This is a genomic window from Amphritea sp. GJ51-11 (assembly GCF_055808735.1).
In genome coordinates this window covers 502,709-521,981 of sequence record NZ_CM147881.1, presented here as the reverse complement: position 1 = coordinate 521,981, position 19,273 = coordinate 502,709, and the positions used below count along the sequence as shown (strand labels likewise).

Genomic DNA, 19,273 nt, shown 5'->3' with positions numbered 1-19,273 from the left:
GTCTGATCAGGAGAGCGCTGTATGAGCTATATCATCGACCGCCGCCTCAATGCGAAGAAAAAAGTACTGTTAATCGACAGCGCTTTCTACGCCGCTACAAGAAACATATTAAGCGGGCCGTTGAGGACGCGGTAAATACCCGTAGCATCCGTGATATTGACCGGGGAGGCGAAGTCAGTATCCCCAGCAAGGATATTTCCGAACCGGTTTTTCATCATGGCAGTGGTGGCATTCGCCAGCGGGTTTTCCCCGGCAACAAAGAGTTTGTGGTGGGCGATGAAATTAAACGCCCCGAAGGCGGCGGTGGTGGCGGTTCTGGTCAGGGACAGGCAAGCAATCAGGGCGAAGGAGAGGATGAGTTCACCTTTCAGATCAATCAGGAAGAGTTTCTCGACTTTATGTTTGAGGACCTCGAACTGCCTAATATGATCAAAAAACAACTGCGCGATGCCACCAGCTTTGAGGTACGTCGGGCAGGCTTCACCAGTGTTGGCTCACCCGACAAACTCAATGTGGTGCGCTCACTGCGGGCCGCTAACGCTCGACGAATCGCACTTTCTGGTAAAGAGCGACGCAAAATACGCGAACTTAAAGCTGAGATCAAAACCTTAGAGGGCTTGCCGCCCAGCCAAGAGACGGTATTGCAAATTGCCGCCCTCAATGAAGAGATCAAAACCCTCAATAAGCGCATCAAACGGATGCCCTTCATTGATGAGTTCGATCTTAAATACAACAATCTAATCCGCACCCCGGTGCCAAGCTCTAAAGCGGTGATGTTTTGCGTTATGGATGTGTCGGGGTCAATGACACAGTCGATTAAAGATACCGCCAAACGCTTCTTTATTTTGCTCTATCTATTTTTAACCCGCAGCTATAAAAAAATAGAGGTGGTGTTTGTCCGCCACCATACCCACGCTAAAGAGGTCGACGAAGAGGAGTTTTTCTATTCCCGGGAAACCGGCGGCACCATCGTCTCAAGTGCCCTCAACCTAAGCGCCGAAATCATTCAAGAACGCTACCCTCCCGGCGACTGGAACGTCTATGTCGCCCAAGCATCCGACGGCGATAACTGGGATGGCGATTCGCATCTGTGTCGTCAAGTGTTAGAGCAACGAATTCTACCGATGGTGCAATATTTTGCCTACGTCGAAATCACCACCGGACCGCACCAAAACCTCTGGTTAGAGTATGAACAGATACGAGAAAAGTTCGGTGAGACCTTTGCCATGCAAACCATCGTAGAGGCTTCCGATATCTACCCGGTGTTTCGTAAACTGTTTGAGAAAAAGGAGTGAGCCTATGAAACAGCGAGAGCCCATTTCCACCGGTTCAGAATGGACCTTCGAACTGATTCAAAAGTATGATCAGGAAATCGCTCGGGTCGCCGAACATTACGGGCTGGATACCTACCCTAATCAGATCGAGGTTATCACTTCCGAGCAGATGATGGACGCCTATTCGTCGGTCGGTATGCCGCTTAATTACAACCACTGGTCGTTTGGCAAACAGTTTGTTTCTACCGAGCAGCAGTATAAACGCGGCCAGATGGGGCTGGCCTATGAGATCGTTATCAACTCGAATCCCTGCATCTCTTACTTAATGGAAGAGAACACCATGACTATGCAGGCACTCGTTATCGCTCATGCCTGCTATGGCCATAATTCGTTCTTTAAGGGTAACTATCTGTTCAAAACCTGGACCGATGCCTCTGCCATTATTGATTATCTCCTGTTTGCCAAAAACTACATCGCCAAATGTGAAGAACAGCATGGTGTCGATGCCGTCGAACAGATGCTGGACTCCTGTCATGCCCTGATGAATTATGGCGTTAATCGCTACCTGCGCCCTCAACCTGTCACCCCTGAGGAAGAAAAGAGTCGTCTACTGGATCGGGAAGAATATATTCAGCGTCACCTTAATCAGATTTGGAACACCATCCCGAAAAAGGATGAAGTTATTCAAGATAAGGCGCCCCGTTTTCCCAAAGACCCCGAAGAGAACCTACTCTATTTCATCGAAAAAAATGCCCCATTACTCGAACCTTGGCAACGGGAAATTGTGCGGATCGTCCGAAAAATAGCGCAATACTATTACCCTCAGCGACAAACACAGGTTATGAATGAGGGCTGGGCCTGCTTCTGGCACTACACCATCCTCAACCACCTGCATGATGAAGGGCTAGTCACCGACGGCTTTATTATGGAATTCCTTCATTCCCACACCAGCGTTATCTACCAGCCACCGTTTGACTCACCCTATTTTAACGGGATCAATCCTTATGCGCTCGGATACGGCATGATGCAGGATATCCGCCGCATCTGTGAAAACCCCACCGATGAAGACCGCGAATGGTTTCCCGACATCGCTGGCAGTGATTGGAATGAAACCCTGCAGCATGCCATGCGCAATTACAAAGATGAGAGCTTCATCTTGCAATATTTGTCGCCCCATATGATGCGGGAACTCAAACTATTTACCATTACCGATAACGCTGCGCTCAGTACCATGCAAATTAGCGCGATCCATAACGATATTGGTTATCAGAAAGTACGTGAAGATCTAGCGGCGAGTTATAATATCGGCAATCGAGAACCCAATATCCAGATCTACAATGTCGATATCAGAGGCGATCGCTCTCTAACCCTGCGTCACTATATGCACAACCAACAACCTCTCGACCCAGATACGGATGAGGTACTGAAACATCTGCACCAACTCTGGGGCTTTGATATTCACTTAGAATCCGTCTCTCCCGACGGCAATGTGGAACAGGAACGTCACTGCCCAGCTAAAGTCAACGTCGATGCCGTCGCCTGATCGCCAGCCATAAAAAAAACCGCCATGGCGGTTTTTTCCCTATCCTGATACGGCTATACCGGCACTTTTAACGTGTCTTGATAAGGCGGCCACCCCATTGGTTTTCCGCCCAATACATGTAGATGAATATGATAAACAGTCTGGCCGCCGTGGCTGTTACAGTTAAACACGGTACGATAACCATCAGCCGCAAACCCTTGCTGCTCTGCGATCTTACCGGCCGCCAGCACCATATGACCCACTAGGTCACAGTCTTGTGGCTCAATATCATTTAATGTCGCGATATGCTTGCGAGGAATAACCAGCGCATGGGTTGGTGCCTGTGGATTAATATCATTGAAGGCGATGACTTTATCATCCTCATAAATAATCTCCGCCGGAATCTCTTTATTCAGTATTTTACAAAATAGACAGTCCATTTCTCTCACCCTTCGCTAAAAACTATTCACCGGATTACATCATCTGGGCGGGATAGAGTTCAAGTTAAATTATCAACGACAGAACCACGGTTCAACAGTCTGCCGTTCCCACAGTATGGTTACTCTGCTGCAACAAAAATCATTTTTCCGCACCTGCGTCATAGAAAACACCCTATCATTGGTTATAGAATCATTGTATTAGTCATTTCTCTTGTTGCACCGCATCATAAGAAATTCATACACTTGTCATACGTTCAGCGACAAACCGAAACAAAACCGAATATATAATTAATATCGCGACAATCCTGTGTCCAAGACCGTAGAAGACCTACTCGGAAATCAGGACTGAGCACTTGGAGTATTGCCATGATTCTTTCAGATAAGCCCCCTATTCATAATCAACTTGAATTCTTTATTGAAGAAGCAGTAAAAGCGCGCCCCGTCACCACCGCAGTGGTACATCCCGTCGAACATAACGGTTTGAGTGGCGCAATTGAAGCAGCTGAGCGAGGCTTGATCGTACCGATTTTGGTAGGCCCATCCGCTAAGATCAAGGCTGCAGCCGATAAATATGAATTAAACATCGACGACTATGAACTGATCGATGTCGAGCACAGCCATGCAGCGGCTGAAGCAGCGGTACGACTGATCCGTGAGGCTCGCGCAGAAACCCTAATGAAGGGAGACTTAGGCACTTCGGAACTACTAAGCGCTGTGATTCATAAAACCGAGGGGATCCGTACCGAGCGCCGTCTGAGTCATGTTTTTGTACTCGATGTACCAAACTATCATAAGCCTTTGATGATCACCGATGCCGCCATTAACGTCATGCCGGACCTACTCACCAAACAAGATATCGTTCAAAACGCCATCGACTTCTGTCATGCCCTAGGCATCAAAGAACCAAAAGTCGCCATTCTGGCAGCTGTTGAGAAAGTAAAACCCTCAATGCAAAGCACCATTGACGCGGCTGCGTTATGCAAAATGGCTGACCGAGGACAGATCACCGGCGGTATTCTAGACGGACCACTCGCCTTTGATAATGCGATCTCCTTACAGGCGGCCATCGATAAACACATCTCATCCCCGGTTTCCGGCGATGCTGATATTCTATTGGCACCCGATCTGGAAGCCGCCAACATGATCGCTAAGCAGTTGATCTACCTTGCCGATGCGAAATCAGCAGGGATCGCTCTAGGTGCACGGGCGCCGATTATTCTCAACAGCCGCGCTGAAGGTACCCTTACACGTTTAGCGTCCTGCGCTCTCGCATCACATATGGTTCTGCATCCACAGGAGAAAAAATAACATGAGTCTGATTCTAACCGTCAATGGCGGCTCATCCAGCTTAAAGTGTGCGCTATTTTTTCGTCATGATGATATTGCGGATAATGTGTATACGATTAAGTTAAGCAATATCCTCAACACGCCGACAATGAAGGTGATGTCCCCTAAAGGAGAGATATTGGAACAGCATCAACTGGATATGACAGAGATAGCCATTGATCACCGTCATCAATCCTGCCTTGATGAAGTCATACAATGGGTTCACAAAAACCTACCCGATAGCGATATCAAAGCCGTTGGTCATCGGGTGGTACATGGCGGTGAATTGTTTAGTAAGCCGGTTGTTGTTAATGACGAGATACTCAAGAACCTTGAAGATCTCATTCCATTAGCGCCATTACACCAGCCCTATAGCATCAAATTGATCCGTGCCTGCCAACACCTTAAACCCGACCTACCTCAAATTCTCTGTTTTGATACCATGTTCCACTCGGATCAGCCCGATGTAGAACAGCATTATGCCATTCCGCGAAAATTCACCGAAGCAGGCATACACCGCTATGGTTTCCACGGTTTATCCTATGAATTTATTCAACACGCACTGAATAAAATCGGTGATGGCGCCGAAAGCGCTAAAACCGTTGTCTGTCACCTAGGCGCAGGCTCTAGCATGTGTGCCATCAAAGAGGGTAAGTCGATTGCCTCATCTATGGGATTTTCCGCCGTAGAAGGCCTGCCGATGGGCACACGTACCGGCAATATTGATCCTGGAGTCTTGCTCTATCTGCAGCGTAACTACCAGATGAATACAGACCAACTAGAAAGCTTTATTTATAAGGACTGCGGTTGGTTGGGTGTCTCGGGCATCAGTTCTGATATGCAAGAACTGAAAAAATCGGATAAACCCGAAGCGGAAGAAGCTATTGCCATGTTCGTCTATCGTGCGGCACTGGAAATCGGACGCCTGAGCGCCGCTTTACAAGGCTTGGATCAACTGGTATTTACCGCTGGCGTAGGCGAAAACGATAGTTCATTACGTAAACGGGTCTGTGATCAACTCGGCTGGCTCGGTGTTAAGCTAAACAAAAGCGCCAACCAAGAAAGTGAAGCGATTATCAGCAAAGCCACCAGCCCCGTCATTGTTCGGGTAATCCCCACCAATGAAGAAGCCATGATCGCCCGGCATACGGAAAACATTTTAGCCGCCGCTGAAAGCTAAAACTGCTCAGCATCGCTAGACCGCCACTGCGCGGCTAGCGACAGTCCTATGGCAAAAAAACAGAGAGCCACTGGCTCTCTGTTTTTACCAACCAAGCATACGAAACCCGGCGTTAATATTCTCCCTTACCAAAAGCAGGCTTACCCGCCACCAGCGCGTAATTTTTCATTGTTTGTGCCCAATTTGGATCGTTAGCTTTCAGCGTTACTTTTTTCAAATACCCCCTCAACGCAGTTGGCAAGCCTTCGACATCTTTCACGATACAGAGTTTTTTCTCCATATCCTGTGTTGAAGTTTTCCCGGCGGCTAACAGTCCACGAGCCATCACCGCGTCATTGTCGGTCGGATTAAACGTGAGTGAATATTCCCCGTATGCCGAGCTAAAGTAATAGGTACCCTTCTCGATCTCAGCGGTATTGGTATAAACATTGGCGGGTTTGAGTTTATTAAGATTATTTAAATCATCGCCACACATAACACCATGAATAATAATGTCAGCCTTTTTATCAAGATAGATATCTTGATAGCCCTCTACTGCCATGGCAGACAGACTCGAGGTTAACGCTAATAGTCCGATTATGTGCTTCATTATTGCCTCGTCTTATCGTTATTTTTGTCAACTGACTAAGTGCCACTGTTTTGTCTTGCTTAATGTCATGCAGTGTATAGGCGATGTTGATCCGCAGCATTAGCTCGATCGAACATTGTCATCAACTGAGTGTGCTACAAACGAGTATTAAGGGCAAACGTCGAATAACCGCTGGCATGCGGTTTGAAGGCGGTCACCACTCAAACGACAACGCCGCGCCGACGCGTGGTCGACTGCAAACCTACGCCCAGTCGAGCAAAGACAACCAACCATTATTTTCAAGCTAATCGCTGAAAAAATCACAGTCAACAGTCACGTCTGTAGACAACGAAAAGCTTAGGCTTTTCGTTGTCTAACCGCTTCAAACAAACAAACGCCGGTAGCAACCGAGACGTTCAGTGATGAAACCTCTCCGGCCATATCAATCTTCACCAGAAAGTCACAGTGTTCGCGGGTCAAACGACGCATTCCTTGTCCCTCAGCCCCCATTACTAATGCCATCGGACCTTTCAAATCCGCATCATAGATCAGAGTATCGGCTTCGCCGGCCGTGCCCGTGACCCAGATGCCCTTCTGCTGTAACTCTTTCAGGGTACGAGCAAGATTGGTCACCAGTACATAAGGCATCACTTCTGCCGCACCACAGGCCACTTTACTCGCCGTGGCGTTTAAAGGGGCTGATTTGTCTTTCGGCGCAATAACCGCATGCACGCCAGCCGCATCGGCAGTACGTAAACACGCCCCTAGATTATGTGGATCGGTAACACCGTCGAGCACCAACAGAAAAGCGGGCTCTTCCAACTTATCCAACATCGCATCAAGGAACTGCTCATTCTTAGCTTGAATCGGCTCACAAGCAACCACTACACCCTGATGGACACCCTCTTCGGCCATCGCATCCAATTCTTTACGACTCACCCGTTCGATGCTGATGTTTTTTTCAGTAGCCAAGTCCAGCAGCGTCTGCATCCTCCCATCAACCCGCCCTTTAAGCACCCACATTCCTTTAACCCGCTTGCTGTCACGTTGCAGCGTGGTGCTGGCCGCGTGGATACCAAAGATATATTCAGGACGCATCGTTTGTCTCTTTCTGTTCATTAACGGTACCGGCTTGGTTAAACCAGCCAGTGCTATTTTCTTGTACCAGTGCCACCAGCAGATTAATCATACCCTGCTCGGCGTTCAATGCCGGAATATACTGATATTGTTCGCCACCCGCTCCGACAAACACATCCCGGTTTTCGACGGCGATCTCTTCGAGGGTTTCCAAACAATCGGCGGCAAAGGCGGGGCAGATAATATCCACCTTTTTCACGCCGCGCTCCGGTAGCGCTTCAAGGGTTTTATCGGTGTAGGGCTGCAACCAAGCTTTTGGTCCAAAACGGGACTGAAACGTCGTTTGCCACTGATCTGCCACCAACCCCAATGCTTTTGCCAGTAATTCCGAGGTACGATGGCAATGCTCGGGATAAGGATCACCTTTAGCGGCATACTCCTGGGGGATACCATGATAGGACAGTATCAACTTATCACTGTGGGGGTTGTTCGCCTGAAAAGCCTGTACCGACTCAGCCAGTGCCCGAATATAAAGTGGATGATCATGGTAATCATGAATAACCCGAATATCGGGAAAATCACGGGTCTTCATCTGAAAGCGAGCGATTAGGTCATAGATAGGCGCGGTGGTGGTTGCCGAATATTGAGGATACAGCGGCACCACTAGAATCTTCTTATAACCTGCTTCGTTTAGCTCTTCGAGTCGCGCAGTTAAACCCGGATTGCCATAGGTCATCGCCGAATAAACTTGAATATTCTGAACCGGCATCTGTTGCTGTAATGCTAATTGTAATGCCGCAACTTGCTGATTCAATATCAACCGCAACGGGGAGTCTTGATCCCAGATTGAGGCATACAGTTTAGCAACCTTGCGGGGACGAAAGGTCAGAATAATGCCATTTAGCACCGTCAACCAAACCAATCGCATAATACCGTTGCCTTCCACCACTCGGCGATCCGACAAAAACTCTTTAAGATACCGGCGAACCGCTGCTGGCGTCGGCTCATCAGGCGAGCCAAGGTTGACCAACAGCACCGCTGTTTTGGGCTGAGACATCAGTTTATTTCCGATTAAAAGCAAAGCGCTATTATCGCGGAATCGCAGACAATAAAAAACCGCTCAGAGGAGCGGTTTTTCATAAACTCAACAAAGAGTTACTTTTCTAATGATGCAAACACTGCATCACGAATATCTTCGACACCACCAACACCCGGAATATAGTTATATTTCGGTGCATCCGCAGTCGCCGTTTCTGACCAACCTTTATAATACGTGATCAATGGCGCAGTCTGTTCATGGTAAACATCCAAACGCTGACGCACGGTTTCTTCTTTATCATCTTCACGCTGAACCAGATCTTCACCGGTAACATCATCTTTGCCTTCGGCAGCCGGTGGGTTAAAGATCACATGGTAGGTACGACCAGAACCCGGGTGAACACGGCGGCCCGCCATACGCTTAATAATCTCTTCGTCAGCCACATCGATCTCAACCACGGCGTCGATAGCAACGCCGGCATCCTTCATTGCATCCGCTTGAGGAATGGTGCGTGGAAAGCCGTCAAACAGAAAACCATTCGCACAGTCAGACTCGGTGATACGCTCTTTCACCAAACCGATAATAATATCATCGGATACCAAACCACCCGCATCCATTACCTTTTTAGCTTCGATACCCAAAGGCGTACCCGCTTTGACTGCTGCACGCAGCATATCGCCGGTAGAGATCTGAGGAATGCTATATTTTTCACAGATATACTGGGCCTGAGTGCCTTTACCGGCACCAGGGGCACCTAAAAGAATGATTCGCATGTAAGGATTGCTCCGTTTCTAATTTTATAATTCAAAAGCTTATAATCTAAAACCTTAGTGCCTGGCGCTTATTGGATAACCACCGGCTGAAATTTTCCTGAAAGGCAATGTGTCACACTATAACCCTATGCCTGCTACGCACAATTGGACATTCGACCTACAATCTACACCTAAATGTTACCAATCATGGGAGGCTATTTTCGCCAATATCGTAATATTTACATCACAAGGGCGAAAAAAGAACGATCGAGGGTAGTCAAAACGGTCTAAGGTAGCAACCCCCCAAAGGGATAAGATCCGCTTTTGTTGACCCTTGTTATCAATCGCGTCGAACGACAACTTCTTTCAAAAAGGCCTGTCAGACAACGCCGCCTCTCAATCTTTACCTGCCCAATCAATCATCAACTCAGCCCTATTGCACCATTACAACGAAGGCTGAGAGCAATCTAACCGGTATTGCGCATCCCCGCAGAGATACCCGCCATAGTGATCATCAACGCCTGTTCTAAGCGTTCATCCGGCTGATTTCGATCACGGTATAGCAGTTCTGCCTGAAGAAAGTGCAGTGGATCAATATAAGGATTACGCACCTCGATCGACTGACGAATAACCGGGCTATGCTCCAGAAGAACATCCTGCTGTTTGATCTTCTTCACCAGCTCGATCGTATTTGCCAACCGACAACGAAGATCAGCACCCAGCACCCCTAACTCTTCGGAGACCAGCCGTTTTTCATAATAGGCGGCGATGTTACCATCAGACTTCGCCATCACCATTTCTAACATATCCATATAGGAACGGAAAAAAGGCCAGTCCCTACGCATCGTCTGCACTAACTCAAACTGCCCTTTATCGAGCGTTTGCTGCAAGGCCACATCACTGCCGAGCCATGCGGGTAACATTAGACGAATTTGGGTCCAGGCAAAGATCCACGGAATTGCTCGTAAACTCTCCACCCCTCCATCCGCTTTACGTTTAGCAGGCCGGCTCCCCAGCGGTAGTTTTGCCAGCTCCTGCTCCGGTGTAGCCGAACGGAAGTAAGGTACAAATTGAGGATCAAAGCGTACCACCTGTCGATAGGCTGTTAAACCAGCCTGCGACATCTCATCCATCAACTGACGCCACTCAGGTTTAGGGCCCGGAGCCGGAGCTAGGGTCGCTTCAAGCGTTGCCGAGGTATAGAGTTCGAGGTTGCGCACGGCGATCTCTGGCACGCCGAATTTGAACCGAATCATCTCCCCCTGCTCGGTAACCCGCAAGCTGCCGGCAACAGAGCCCGGCGGTTGCGCCAGAATAGCGGTATGACTTGGACCGCCTCCCCGCCCCACCGTGCCACCACGACCATGAAAGAGGGTTAGATGTACATCGTATTCCTGACAAACCTTAGTCAGAGCTTCTTGAGCCCGATACTGGCCCCACGCTGCCGCCAGTTGGCCGGCATCCTTGGACGAATCGGAATAGCCAATCATGACTTCCTGATGACCTTCGGTATAGTTTTTATACCAAGGAATCGCCAACAGTTGCCGGATACAGTTCTCGGCATTATCTAAATCATCTAGGGTTTCAAATAAGGGGGCCACGCGGATATTGTGCTGAATGCCACTCTCTTTCAGCAGCAAAATAACCGCCAGTACATCCGAAGGCTGACTAGCCATCGAAATCACGTAAGACCCTAACGAATTAGGCTCTTCCCGTGCCACCACATTGCAGGTATCCAGCACCTCTTGCACATCCGCAGAGGGCTGCCAGTCGCGGGGAAACAGCGGACGTTTTTCCTGCAGCTCTTTCAGCAGGAACATCTGCTTATTGGTTTCGCTCCACTCACTATAACAACCAATACCGTAGAAGCCCGTTAACTCATCTAATACTTCAGCGTGACGATCAGCATTCTGACGGATATCGAGATTCACCAAAATCATGCCAAAACAAGCGACCCGACGGATGGTATCGCTCAATAAACCATCGGCAATCACTTCCATTTGGCAGGCGCGCAACGAAGCGTCGATCAACTGCAAGGGTTCAAGTAGTTGCTCCGGTAGAATATAAACACCTTCATTATCAACAGGATGCCCATCCAGCCGTTCGGTGACCCAATGTTTCGTTTGGCTCAACTTCTGACTCACCTCTCGCAGTAATTCTCGATAAGGTTCAGGGTGAGGGCCTACCCGCTGTCGCATCGCCTCACTGCACTGATTCATCGATAGTTCGGTGCGCAAGCGCTCGATATCTTTTATATAGAGGTCGGCCGCCATCCAGCGGGATAACAACAAGACTTTTTCCGTGGTCACGGAGGTAACATTTGGGTTGCCATCCCGGTCGCCCCCCATCCAAGACGCGAACCGAACCGGCGAGCGGGTCAAGGGAAGATGAATGCCGGTGGCAGCAAATAGTTGCTGATCAATATGCCGCAAAAATACCGGCACCGCCTCCCAAAGGGAATTCTCAATCACCGCAAAGCCCCATTTGGCTTCATCAACGGGCGTCGGTCTTTGTTTACGAATAGTGTCGGTATGCCAAGCCTGACTAATTAAATCATGCAGCCGGTGACGTAGGTCCTCACCCCGGTCAATACGCTGTAGGCAATCGGTAATCGAATCAAACTTCTGAATCAGGGTACGCCGGTTAACTTCTGTCGGGTGGGCTGTTAACACCAACTCAACATCCATATTACAGACCGCATCGGCAATCTGCTGCTTACTTGACCCTTGCTGCAATAAACGACCAAGCAAACCGCAGAAAGAGTCACTGGTGCATACATCCATCACCCCAGAGCGGCGACGCACGCGGTGATGTTCTTCAGCAATATTGGAGAGATTAAGAAACTGAGTAAATGCCCGGGCGACTGGCAATAAATCATCATCATCGAGCTCGCTGAGTGTTTTTAGCAGCTCGTCAGCGACAGGTTTACCAGATGATCTCCCCGCCTTCGATAGGGCTCGAATGGTTTCGATTTTATCTAGGAATGCTTGGCCTTTATGGGCCACAATGGTCTGCCCAAGGCAGTCCCCTAACATCCGAACATCGTCCCGCAGGTCTTCGTGAAGCGTTGTCATTCAGCGTCCCCTGTCATATCTGCAAAGTATTGTTAATGCAGCACTATTAAATCCATATGCGTTATCCACAGGATAATAACTAAAGCACTGTTAACACAATAACATTGATACTACACGATTGGTGCAAAGCACAAATACTATCTTAGTCTCAATATAAAAGTAGCAGATTAATGACCGGTCAAGCGCCGTAGCCGTTTCAAGGCGTTCTCAGCCCGTGGTTCATTTTCATAGCCGACCTCAACCTCGGGCTGTGTCGCCCCGGAGAGTATCAGAGCAATACGATAATTATGATCGGTTTGTGCGAACGCATCTGAACGTACTTCGGCCCGCTGTAGCTGAGCAAAACTGAAACGCAGATAACCGTTGGGATTTAATACCGCAATTTCACGTTGCGAGGTGCTGATTAGCAGACCGGGATTGCCTTTGAGATCATCCGAGATCTGAAACCCTGTCGCTTGTAGCTCTTTACGTTGACCATCAATCCGTTGGTAATTCCAATAGCCTAGCCCAGCCATCACGATCAGCGCCATAATAACCCATTGTACCGAACCCATAGTGATCTCCATTTAGGCGTTATCTAACATCGGTATATTGACGCCCGAGTGACAACGGCATGGCTACAAACCTTTCTGTTTGGCCTCGTCCCACCAGCTATCGAGCTCATCCAAGGTAAAATCCTGCCAACCTTTACCACTTTTGGTAACATGATCTTCGATATAGTTAAAACGGTTTGTGAATTTCTGATTGGTGTAGCGCAAAGCACTTTCGGGATTGATCCCCATATGCCGCGCCAAATTAACCTGAGCAAACATCAAATCGCCCAGTTCATGCTCCATTTCTAGCTGATCACCGGCTGCGATCGCTTCACGTAACTCGGCGATCTCTTCCTCGATTTTATCCAGTACGGGCAGTACATCGCCCCAATCAAAGCCGACCTGAGCAGCCCGTTTCTGTAATTTCTCGGCACGATTAAGGGCCGGAAGTGCCATCGGAATATCATCTAAAACGCGCACATCCTGAAGTGGTTTTTCACCCCGTTCAGTCGCTTTAATGGCCTCCCACGTTGCCTTGATGGTTTGTTCATTCAGCGGTTCAGCGGTGCGCCGACTGGCTAAAGTACCATCAGGGAAAACATGTGGATGACGACGGATCAATTTTTTAACCAGCGTGTCAACAATCTCACCAAAACCATAGCCCTGCTGTTCTTCGGCGAGGCGAGCATAAAAGATCACCTGAAACAGTAAATCACCCAGCTCACCTTGTAGATGGGGCCAATCCTGACGCTCGATAGCATCAGCCACTTCATAAGCTTCTTCCAACGTATGCGGGACAATACTGGCAAAATCCTGCTTGAGATCCCAAGGACAGCCATCCTCAGGGTCTCGCAGTCTCGCCATCAGAGAGATCAGGTCATTAAGGCTATATTGCACGGCCATCAGGAGCCACTTCGCTGTCGATGAACATCGGTCACATTCGGAATCTGATTAATTTTATCCATAATTTTACCCAGTAACTCTAGGCGACTGATCTCAATGGTCAGGGTCAGTTGAGCAATATTACTCTTCTTATCCGACTGAGTATGCGCAGCCACTAGGTTGATGTTTTCATTGGCCATAACCATCATCAGATCACGTAGCAAACCGGCGCGATCGAACGCTTCGACGAAGATATCCACTGGGTAGGTTGATTCAGCCTCTTCACCCCAGCTAACCTCAACGACCCGTTCACCTTCATGCTGGCGCAACTGAAACACATTAATACAGTCTTCCCGGTGAATGGAAACACCCCGATTTTTGGTGATATAACCAATAATCAGATCGCCAGGCACCGGCTTACAGCAAGGCGCAATCGTGGTTAATAGATTACCGACGCCACGGATATTAATACCGTCAGAGCCCGTACCCCGATTAACCCGGCCGTTATTACCCGGCAGCGCAAGATCAAGCTGCGCTTCTTGATGATCGGTTTCAACCTGCTGTTGCGCCGCATTAATAACCTGCGACAGGCGGATATCACCGGCACCTAGGGCCGCGTACATATCGTCGGCGGTGCGATGATTCACCTCTTTGGCCATCTGGGTAAAGTTAAGGTCGCTGCTCTCAAGCGCCAAACGGCGGAACTCGCGATCAATAATTTTCTTACCCGCCGCCGCGTTTTTGTCTTTGTCCTGCAGTTTAAACCAGTGCTGAACTTTAGCCCGGGAACGAGCGCTGGTGATGTACCCCAAGTTAGGGTTTAACCAATCACGCCGAGGATGTTCCTCATTGGCGGTCAAAATTTCCACCTGATCACCGGTTTGTAACTGCCGAGTTAATGGTACGATTCGGCCATTCACTTTGGCGCCGCGACAACGGTGCCCAACCTCGGTATGAACCCGGTAAGCAAAATCAACCGGGGTCGATTTAACCGGCATATCAACCACATGTCCCTCAGGAGTAAAGACATACACTCGGTCATGAGCAACATCACCACTGATCACTTCAGAAAACGCTTCTGAATCACTCAGGTCTTCAGTCCACTCCAGCACCTGACGCAACCAAGCGATCTTATCTTCGTAACTCGAACTGGTTGATTTAGTATCGGTACCTTTGTAAAGCCAGTGAGCACAGACCCCTAACTCAGCCTCTTCATGCATTGAGAAGGTGCGAATCTGAATCTCTAACACCTTACCGGACGGACCAAACACCGCGGTGTGTAAAGAGCGGTAGCCATTCGGCTTAGGCGATGCGATGTAGTCATCAAACTCGTGAGGGATATTGCGCCACAGACCGTGAACAATACCCAAAACGGTATAGCAATCACGAATCTCCGGCACCAAGATTCTTACTGCTCGAATATCATACACTTGGTTAAAAGCGATGTTCTTGCGCTGCATTTTGCGCCAGATACTGTAGATGTGCTTGGCACGCCCCATCACATCGCCTTCAATATTCACCTTTTCTAATTCGGTATTGAGAATATTGACAGAATCTTCGATAAACTGCTGGCGGTCGAGACGCTTCTCATCCAGCAGGGAGGCAATCTGCTTGTAATCGTTAGGCTTTAGATAGCGGAAAGAAAGGTCTTCCAGTTCCCACTTAATATGACCAATACCCAGTCGATGAGCCAGCGGCGCATAAACATCAAAGACCTCACGGGCCACCAGATAACGTTTCTTACGGGAGTCACCTTTAACCCGTCGAATCGCACAAGTACGCTCGGCAATTTTAATCAGCACAACCCGCACATCATCGATCATTGAGACCAACATTTTGCGGACATTATCCAGCGGATTGCCACTCTGTCCCAAGACATTTTCACGCCGTGGGTTCTGCCGGCTACCGATAGCCGCCATCTGCAATACGCCATCAATCAGCGTCGTAATTGTCTGACCAAAGCGACGACGAATATCTTCCAGTGTGGTACGTTTCTCACGCACACTGCGATAGAGAATAGCCGCCACTAAAGCATCTTGATCCTGATTTAACTCAACCAAAATCTGCGCCATCTCCAGACCGGTTAGGTAACTATCACAATCACTCCATGAATCTTCTGAGGGCTCCGCCTCTTCTTTTAGCTGTTGAGCATACAAACATGCCTGACGGACGGTATCAACATCCTTAAGTTCGACCTGTTCTTGCAACCGTTCCAGCCACATTTCCAGATCGATACTACCATCAGCCTGTATCGGATGATCTTCGCGTACTTTTACCACAGCGCTACGCCACTCCCTAGTTACCTAATACCCTAAAAACGTCTGCGCCCTACAGCCTCTGTTAAATACCACCACAAACCGATAACAGAAGCTAAAACAATGTATAAAATCAATAGCGCATACCGCGGCCCATTCTATTATTTCAGGCCTTTAATAGCGAGTAAGTTAAGCCGAATTAAGCGCCACCCTTAGTCTAATTTAACTTGAAAACAGCGCTATTCAGGCAAAAAAAGGAGCCACAGGCCCCTTTAATGCGCAGTGTTAAGACGCCAGGTTAATGACTAAAAACGCCGGTGGATAAGTAACGATCACCACGGTCGCAGATAATGCACACGATAATGGCATTATCGACCTCTTGCGCTAACCGTAACGCCCCGGCAACAGCCCCACCGGAAGAAACACCGCAGAAGATTCCCTCTTGTTGAGCCAAAGCGCGCATGGTTTGCTCCGCCTCTGGCTGGGTAATATCGAGCACTCGATCCACCCGTGAAGCTTCAAAAATCTTTGGTAGGTAAGCTTCAGGCCAGCGACGAATCCCGGGAATAGCGGCGCCTTCTGCTGGCTGCAAGCCAACAACCTGCACCGCTGAATTTTGCTCTTTCAGATAGCGGGAGGTGCCCATGATCGTACCCGTTGTGCCCATCGCACTAACAAAGTGGGTAATACGCCCCTCTGTTTGCTGCCACAGTTCAGGCCCTGTGCCACGGTAATGGGCTTCAGGATTATCCATATTGGCAAACTGATCGAGTACAATTCCCTGTCCATCCGCTTGCATCTTCAGTGCTAGATCCCGTGCACCTTCCATACCTTGCTCTGACGTTACCGAGATAAGTTGAGCGCCGTAGGCCGTCATCGACGTTTTACGTTCTTCACTGCTGTTATCCGGCATAATCAGGGTCATGTTATAGCCTTTGATCGCCGCCGCCATTGCCAAGGCAATCCCGGTATTCCCCGAGGTTGCTTCGATCAAGGTATCTCCCGGTGAAATCTGCCCCCGTTGTTCAGCTAATTGAATCATACTCATCGCCGGACGGTCTTTAACCGAGCCAGCCGGGTTATTGCCTTCTAGCTTACAGAGCACTGTATTCCCACGGCCAACATCAAGCCGTTGCAGACGCACAAGGGGCGTGTTACCCACATAATCTTCAATGGTTGGAAAATTCATACTCATAAACCTGTACGCCCGCCGCTCTTAAAGCCAATATAAGAATATAACTAAAAGAAATTAAAAATTGATTTTATATATCAGAAATAACAACCAGAATAGTACCGGTGGCGCCCTAAAAGCTCAATCAAAAACAGTTCTGAATGACACTAAACAGAGCTAAGTGCCGCGATTAGGATTCAGCCACAGCAAACGCGATAATATGATCGGTTTCGTCACTGTAAGAGATATGTATCTGACGAATTCCTAGCTGCTCGGCTTTTTCCTGCGCACCGCCGTTCATCGTCATTAACGGCCGGCCTAAGCTATCGTAGCTCACCGCAAAATGCTGCCAACTGATACCTCGACCAATTCCTGTACCCAGCGCTTTAACCGCCGCTTCTTTAGCCGCAAAGCGTTTTGCCAGAAAGTTGACCGGTTGGGAGGCACGCTGAAACTGCGCTAGTTCTGATGCCGTCAGAATCCTCTCAGCAAGGCGTGGCGTTCGCTCCAGCGCCTTACCAATGCGACGGATATCCAATAGATCCGTGCCAACACCGATGATCATCGACGCACGGCATCCCGTAATGATTGAACCCGCACTTGAGTTTCCATCAGCAAACGACGCATCTCAGCAATCGCCTCTTTTAAGCCAACAAAAACCGCACGGGCGATAATCCCATGACCAATATTCAGTTCATTGATTTCCGGAATCTCAGCAATCTGTTCAACATTGTGATAGTTGAGCCCGTGTCCGGCATTCACAATCAGTCCTTTGCTGAAGGCATAAGTAGCCGCCGCTTGAATACGTGCGAGTTCGGCCTTCTGCTCGGTTGCGGTTTCCGCATCGGCATAAGCACCGGTATGCAATTCAATAACCGGCGCACCGCAAGCTAAGGTTGCATCAATTTGATCTTGCTCGGGGTCGATAAACAAAGAGACTTCAACCCCAGCCGCAGCTAAACGATCACAGGCGGCTTTAATTTTTTGCTGTTGGCCAACCACATCTAATCCACCTTCGGTGGTCAGCTCTTCCCGTTTTTCAGGCACAAGACACGCATGACCTGGCTGAACTTGTTCAGCGATGCCGACCATCTCATCCGTCACGGCCATCTCAAAATTCATCCGTGTTTGCAGGGTATCCGCCAACAAGTAGATATCACGATCTTGAATATGTCGACGATCTTCGCGCAGATGCACAGTAATACCATCGGCTCCAGCTTCTTCAGCCAGCGCCGCGGCCTGTACCGGATCAGGATAACGGGTGCCCCGTGCCTGACGCAGTGTGGCGATATGATCAATATTGACACCCAGTAATAAACGGCTTGGCTCAACCACGATTAACCTCTTCTAAAATAGAAATAAAAACAGCGAAACATCAACAAAACGATGATGATACCTATCTCGACAAAGCTTACTAGAATCCTGCTGCCAGCAATAGTCTGAACAGACCGATAACCTTATGGCGTTGCAACGGGAGGCTTGGGTCGATAACCCTGTAATAACTCACGGCTGCGCAGTGGCCGACTCCCTAGTTGCGTTTCCAACGCCAGCCGCATCAAGCGTTTCGCGGCACGACGAATCTCCGGACGATGATACTGCTCAGCCACAATACCGATTAACTGATCACCACTAAAACAAAACGGTTTAACGGCATCCGAAAACTGCTTCACCAAAATAAAACCTTGGGATGACTCATAGCGATAGATATTATCGGGCTGGCAGCCTTGTACATCAAATTGGTAGCCTAACTGCTGTAACAGATGTTGCTCGAATGTACGCAGGGCTAACTCGATATCGTTCGCGGCCAGAAGCTCATTCAAAACATATTGATAAAAAACATAGAGTCGTGGATGGGGGTCCGAGGGTTGTAACAAGCGTTCGAGGAGTTCATTCACATACAGACCGCAAATCAGTGCATCCCCTTTAAGAAATACCGGCGCGGCAACCGCTTCAGCCTGAATTAAGGTCTTTAACTCGTGACGGCCACGTAAACTAATCTGTAAGGGAGTGAATGGCTGCATCATCGCTCGCATTCGAGAACGCGGGCTACGAGCGCCTTTAACTACCGCACTGACTTTACCCTGCTCTAAGGTAAAGAGATCGACCAATAAGCTGGTCTCCCGGTACGGACGGGTATGCAGGACGTAAGCCGCCTGAGCTTCAACCTGATAACTCATCCG

At 48.9% G+C, this 19,273-nt stretch carries 16 protein-coding genes and 1 pseudogene; 4 read left to right on the top strand and 13 right to left on the bottom strand.

From position 1 onward, the window contains the following. Positions 1–21: 21 nt before the first annotated feature. Together AC0L4K_RS02230 and AC0L4K_RS02225 are read left to right on the top strand one after the other, a co-directional pair. Positions 22–1,295, top strand: a pseudogene (locus AC0L4K_RS02230) (YeaH/YhbH family protein). Positions 1,296–1,299: 4 nt separating this feature from the next. Continuing rightward, positions 1,300–2,817, top strand: coding sequence for a SpoVR family protein (locus tag AC0L4K_RS02225; protein ID WP_473268043.1), 1,518 nt, complete (start codon positions 1,300–1,302; stop codon positions 2,815–2,817). A 53-nt stretch (positions 2,818–2,870) separates the two neighbouring features. Here the strand turns inward: AC0L4K_RS02225 and AC0L4K_RS02220 are convergent, their stop codons facing one another. Then, positions 2,871–3,236, bottom strand: a complete 366-nt coding sequence (locus AC0L4K_RS02220) for a histidine triad nucleotide-binding protein (protein ID WP_417224930.1) — start codon at positions 3,234–3,236, stop codon at positions 2,871–2,873. A 366-nt stretch (positions 3,237–3,602) separates the two neighbouring features. Between AC0L4K_RS02220 and AC0L4K_RS02215 the strand changes: the two genes are divergently transcribed. Beyond that, complete coding sequence (locus AC0L4K_RS02215) at positions 3,603–4,544, top strand: bifunctional enoyl-CoA hydratase/phosphate acetyltransferase (RefSeq protein ID WP_417224932.1); 942 nt, start codon at positions 3,603–3,605, stop codon at positions 4,542–4,544. 1 nt (position 4,545) lies between these two features. Next, entirely contained in the window at positions 4,546–5,742 is a 1,197-nt protein-coding gene (locus AC0L4K_RS02210) for an acetate/propionate family kinase (protein WP_417224934.1), read from the top strand. A gap of 112 nt (positions 5,743–5,854) precedes the next feature. On the opposite strand, the gene AC0L4K_RS02205 is transcribed toward AC0L4K_RS02210, so the two are convergent. From AC0L4K_RS02205 to recO, 12 genes are all read right to left on the bottom strand, one after another. Then, positions 5,855–6,331 carry a hypothetical protein gene (locus AC0L4K_RS02205; RefSeq protein WP_417224936.1) on the bottom strand — a complete coding sequence of 159 codons (477 nt, stop codon included), beginning with the start codon at positions 6,329–6,331 and terminating at the stop codon, positions 5,855–5,857. 336 nt (positions 6,332–6,667) lie between these two features. Continuing rightward, positions 6,668–7,408 carry a 23S rRNA (guanosine(2251)-2'-O)-methyltransferase RlmB gene (rlmB, locus tag AC0L4K_RS02200; RefSeq protein ID WP_417224992.1) on the bottom strand — a complete coding sequence of 247 codons (741 nt, stop codon included), beginning with the start codon at positions 7,406–7,408 and terminating at the stop codon, positions 6,668–6,670. Beyond that, on the bottom strand, positions 7,398–8,444 hold the full coding sequence (hemH, locus tag AC0L4K_RS02195; RefSeq protein ID WP_473268042.1) for a ferrochelatase: 1,047 nt from the start codon (positions 8,442–8,444) through the stop codon (positions 7,398–7,400). Before hemH ends, rlmB begins: the two co-directional genes overlap by 11 nt. Positions 8,445–8,542: 98 nt before the next feature. Further along, positions 8,543–9,199, bottom strand: coding sequence for an adenylate kinase (gene adk, locus AC0L4K_RS02190; protein WP_417224940.1), 657 nt, complete (start codon positions 9,197–9,199; stop codon positions 8,543–8,545). A gap of 446 nt (positions 9,200–9,645) precedes the next feature. Next, the gene (gene ppc / locus AC0L4K_RS02185) at positions 9,646–12,252 is read right to left on the bottom strand and encodes a phosphoenolpyruvate carboxylase (RefSeq protein ID WP_473268041.1); all 2,607 of its coding nucleotides are present in this window, start codon (positions 12,250–12,252) and stop codon (positions 9,646–9,648) included. A 167-nt stretch (positions 12,253–12,419) separates the two neighbouring features. Continuing rightward, positions 12,420–12,806, bottom strand: a complete 387-nt coding sequence (locus AC0L4K_RS02180) for a hypothetical protein (RefSeq protein ID WP_473268040.1) — start codon at positions 12,804–12,806, stop codon at positions 12,420–12,422. A 63-nt stretch (positions 12,807–12,869) separates the two neighbouring features. Beyond that, on the bottom strand, positions 12,870–13,688 hold the full coding sequence (gene mazG, locus AC0L4K_RS02175; protein ID WP_417224946.1) for a nucleoside triphosphate pyrophosphohydrolase: 819 nt from the start codon (positions 13,686–13,688) through the stop codon (positions 12,870–12,872). Continuing rightward, positions 13,688–15,946, bottom strand: coding sequence for a GTP diphosphokinase (gene relA, locus AC0L4K_RS02170; RefSeq protein WP_417224948.1), 2,259 nt, complete (start codon positions 15,944–15,946; stop codon positions 13,688–13,690). The genes mazG and relA overlap by 1 nt, the downstream gene beginning before the upstream one ends. A gap of 274 nt (positions 15,947–16,220) precedes the next feature. Continuing rightward, the gene (cysM, locus tag AC0L4K_RS02165) at positions 16,221–17,117 is read right to left on the bottom strand and encodes a cysteine synthase CysM (protein ID WP_473268039.1); all 897 of its coding nucleotides are present in this window, start codon (positions 17,115–17,117) and stop codon (positions 16,221–16,223) included. A gap of 166 nt (positions 17,118–17,283) precedes the next feature. Beyond that, positions 17,284–17,658: a holo-ACP synthase gene (gene acpS / locus AC0L4K_RS02160; protein ID WP_473268038.1), complete on the bottom strand. Its 375-nt coding sequence runs from the start codon at positions 17,656–17,658 to the stop codon at positions 17,284–17,286. After that, positions 17,655–18,428, bottom strand: coding sequence for a pyridoxine 5'-phosphate synthase (gene pdxJ / locus AC0L4K_RS02155; RefSeq protein ID WP_417224954.1), 774 nt, complete (start codon positions 18,426–18,428; stop codon positions 17,655–17,657). Before pdxJ ends, acpS begins: the two co-directional genes overlap by 4 nt. Before the next feature lie 122 nt (positions 18,429–18,550). Beyond that, a complete protein-coding gene (recO, locus tag AC0L4K_RS02150; protein ID WP_417224956.1) occupies positions 18,551–19,270 on the bottom strand; it encodes a DNA repair protein RecO in 720 nt (239 codons plus the stop codon). Positions 19,271–19,273: the final 3 nt, after the last annotated feature.

Bases quoted from the DNA above. Each gene is read 5' to 3' on its own strand.
- AC0L4K_RS02225 (WP_473268043.1), top strand. From the start codon at position 1,300: ATGAAACAGCGAGAGCCCATTTCCACCGGTTCAGAATGGACCTTCGAA.
- AC0L4K_RS02220 (WP_417224930.1), bottom strand. From the start codon at position 3,236: ATGGACTGTCTATTTTGTAAAATACTGAATAAAGAGATTCCGGCGGAG.
- AC0L4K_RS02215 (WP_417224932.1), top strand. From the start codon at position 3,603: ATGATTCTTTCAGATAAGCCCCCTATTCATAATCAACTTGAATTCTTT.
- AC0L4K_RS02210 (WP_417224934.1), top strand. From the start codon at position 4,546: ATGAGTCTGATTCTAACCGTCAATGGCGGCTCATCCAGCTTAAAGTGT.
- AC0L4K_RS02205 (WP_417224936.1), bottom strand. From the start codon at position 6,331: ATGAAGCACATAATCGGACTATTAGCGTTAACCTCGAGTCTGTCTGCC.
- rlmB (WP_417224992.1), bottom strand. From the start codon at position 7,408: ATGCGTCCTGAATATATCTTTGGTATCCACGCGGCCAGCACCACGCTG.
- hemH (WP_473268042.1), bottom strand. From the start codon at position 8,444: ATGTCTCAGCCCAAAACAGCGGTGCTGTTGGTCAACCTTGGCTCGCCT.
- adk (WP_417224940.1), bottom strand. From the start codon at position 9,199: ATGCGAATCATTCTTTTAGGTGCCCCTGGTGCCGGTAAAGGCACTCAG.
- ppc (WP_473268041.1), bottom strand. From the start codon at position 12,252: ATGACAACGCTTCACGAAGACCTGCGGGACGATGTTCGGATGTTAGGG.
- AC0L4K_RS02180 (WP_473268040.1), bottom strand. From the start codon at position 12,806: ATGGGTTCGGTACAATGGGTTATTATGGCGCTGATCGTGATGGCTGGG.
- mazG (WP_417224946.1), bottom strand. From the start codon at position 13,688: ATGGCCGTGCAATATAGCCTTAATGACCTGATCTCTCTGATGGCGAGA.
- cysM (WP_473268039.1), bottom strand. From the start codon at position 17,117: ATGAGTATGAATTTTCCAACCATTGAAGATTATGTGGGTAACACGCCC.
- acpS (WP_473268038.1), bottom strand. From the start codon at position 17,658: ATGATCATCGGTGTTGGCACGGATCTATTGGATATCCGTCGCATTGGT.
- recO (WP_417224956.1), bottom strand. From the start codon at position 19,270: ATGAGTTATCAGGTTGAAGCTCAGGCGGCTTACGTCCTGCATACCCGT.